Source organism: Pirellulales bacterium (assembly GCA_035939775.1).
Lineage (GTDB): Bacteria > Planctomycetota > Planctomycetia > Pirellulales > DATAWG01 > DASZFO01.
The window spans coordinates 1-2,615 of sequence record DASZFO010000112.1 but is presented as its reverse complement, the minus strand read 5'-3'; the positions used below and the strand labels follow the sequence as shown (position 1 = coordinate 2,615).

3 protein-coding genes are annotated in these 2,615 nt (G+C 60.0%); 1 reads left to right on the top strand and 2 read right to left on the bottom strand.

All coding sequences use genetic code 11. The features are described from left to right. Nucleotides 1–398: 398 nt before the first annotated feature. Entirely contained in the window at nt 399–1,577 is a 1,179-nt protein-coding gene (locus VGY55_07120; protein HEV2969743.1) for an ISKra4 family transposase, read from the bottom strand. Beyond that, nucleotides 1,499–1,810 (bottom strand): hypothetical protein, encoded by a 312-nt coding sequence (locus tag VGY55_07115; protein ID HEV2969742.1) that lies wholly within the window; start codon nt 1,808–1,810, stop codon nt 1,499–1,501. Before VGY55_07115 ends, VGY55_07120 begins: the two co-directional genes overlap by 79 nt. Before the next feature lie 229 nt (nt 1,811–2,039). Between VGY55_07115 and VGY55_07110 the strand changes: the two genes are divergently transcribed. Then, a partial coding sequence (locus tag VGY55_07110; GenBank protein HEV2969741.1) for a DUF1501 domain-containing protein occupies nt 2,040–2,615 on the top strand: 576 nt, incomplete at its 3' end.

The following is a 2,615-nucleotide window of genomic DNA, read 5'->3' as shown; positions in this document are numbered from 1 at the left end:
ATCCGCCTACTGACAGACTGATAATCAAAGGTATTCATTCGCCCGTGCAGTTCGGCTCCGAAAGGGTCTGCGTGGAGGCTGCGCGCGTCGCGCTTCTCCTTGATGATCTGCAACCGAAACTTTGGGCGAGATGATCCCATGAAACTTAGCCGTCAGAATCTGATCCGCGTCGCTACCAAGCCAGTCTCGGCGTTATGGAACTTATGCCGTCGGTTTTTGACGAGCGCCATTCGCAAATCGACACGGGCAATACGGTTCTTGTGCCGTCAGATTCTGATCTGCGTCGTTTTCAGACCGACACGGTCGGCGTGGTTCTTGTGCCGTTTCATCGGGCGCATATTAACGGTACTTCTCAGCCGCCTTTGCCTCATTACGGTGGGTAGGCGTCACTTAAGTTGCTAAACAGTTGTTCTGAGAAGGCTGTCCTGTTGCCAGAAGGATTCCCATTGGCCGGGTTCGCTGCGGTAGAGGGCGCGGACGTGGCATACGGCGTGGGCTCCGTCTTCGCTCCAGCGCATGCCGGCCCCCTTGAGCCGCTGATTGACGACCGTTTTGCAACCACTCTCCACGACTCCCGAACCAATGCACCAGCCGTTGGCTTCGTATTCCGGGTATTCCATGCGGTGCGCCTGATTGCGGAAGTAACCGAGCACTTCGTCGAGAACATCCCGAAGGCCGGGCTTGCGATCCGGCCAATCCCACGTCTCCCACACCGCCAATAAGGTCCAGCCGCCTTCGTCTTTCAAGAGACGGTTCCATTGGTGCGTTTGTTCCCCGGCCTTCGCTTCGTCGTCGGGATGCAGCGCCTTGGCCAGTTTCGCCACGTATTCGCTGGCGTGCCAGAAATCGACGATCACCGCCGCCACGCGTGGGAAGTTCATTTCCATGAAGTGTTCGAGTCCGTTGCCCCCATCGGTCAGGGCAATCCAAACGTCCGCGTCGTCCATGCCCACCTGGGCCGCCTGCAGACGTAACAGCGGACCCATTTCCGCCAAGGTGTACAAGCCGCTGACGTAGCGCGCCTTCATGCGTTCGCCCGCACGGGGCAAGTCGACGAAAACGCGCTGGCGATCGGGCAGCGGATTGTACACGACCCCCACGTAGGCCATGCGCCCATCGGCTTTTTCCCCATGTTCTCCTTGCTGCGGCACGCCCGTCGCATCGAGACCCACATAGGCCACCCGATGCCCCCGCGCATCTCGATGCCAGTTCCAGCGCAGCCGCGAACCAATCGTCTTGCCGGCCTCGAACCGCGCCGCGATGCGTTCGCCCGCCGACTCCGTCGTCCGTTGTACCGTCGATTCACTCAAACGTGCTCCCGACGTCTTTTCCAGCAGATCGGCGCCTTTCTCGAAACTATCCGCCACCGCTCCGTTCAGGCAGGCGAGTTCTTCCAGGCCAGGCGTCAGGTTCCGTTCGCTCAGACCCGTCCCCTCATCCCAAGGAGTGTAGCCCCGGCCGCAGCGCCGACAGTAGTAGTACGCCCGCTTGCAAGCGATCACTCCGCCGAGGCATTGGGCGCGACGTTCCCGCTCGCCGTGGTAAGCCGCCGCTTGCCCGCACTTCGGACAGGTGATCGACGAACCGCGGTAGCCGTTTTTTTTTGACCCAGATGCAGCGCGTACGCTTTCGAGATCAGTTCCAACGCGTGTTTGCGAATGGCGAATTCCGTCGCCCCAAAGAGAGTGCGTTCATCCGTGACCACCAGCAGACGGGCGATCGCCAGGAACGGATCCTGCGCCTGTTGCTTCAACTGCTCGGCGAGTTGGCGAGCCTGAGCTTCCTGTTCGGGGGTCAATGTCACAATCATGGGGTTCCTCCCAGGGGCTTTTCGGGATCGTCGCCTCAAAACCTCTGAAGTATACAAAGATTCCGCCAACTATGGAGCTGCTTACCCTGAAACCCGGAAATTTGCCATTTTTTCTTGCACTATTGTTCGATAAAGTTTACGTTAGCTATTGAGTCGCCTCCCGCCAGATTCGGATCGGCGTCCCGGTTGCCGATCTTTCCCGCCTTCCGCCAACGGGGGTTCTCCCGCCATGTTGACCATTCACGGAACCAAGCATCGGTTTTGCGACGGCGTCTCTCGCCGCGGCTTCTTGAAGATCGGCGCGTTTTCATTTGGGGCAGTCAATCTGTCTCTCGCCGACATCCTTCGGGCCGAATCGCAAGCCGGAAAATCGACCTCGCACAAGGCAGTCATTAACATTTTCTTGGGCGGCGGCCCGCCGCATCAGGACATGTTCGACCTGAAAATGGAAGCACCGCCGGAGATCAAGGGCGAGTTCAAGCCGATCAACACAAAAGTCACCGGCATCCGGATCGGCGAGTGCTTTCCGCGCATCGCCGGCATGATGGACCGGTTCTCGATCATCCGCTCCGTCGTGGGTGCGCGCGGCGGCCACGATGCCATCCAGTGTATGACCGGCCGCGACCCCAACGCTTTCAAGAACGTCGGCGGTTGGCCGAGCATGGGAGCGATCCTCTCGAAGCTGCAAGGTCCGGTCGATCCCTCGGTGCCGCCGTTTGTCGGCCTGGCCGATAAGACCGGCCACATGCCGTGGTCCGATTGCGGCAAACCCGGCTTCCTGGGCACGGGTCACGCGGCCTTCAAG

What these genes read in the sequence shown, in the direction of transcription:
- VGY55_07115 (HEV2969742.1), bottom strand. Translation starts at nt 1,810, where the DNA reads ATGATTGTGACATTGACCCCCGAACAGGAAGCTCAGGCTCGCCAACTC.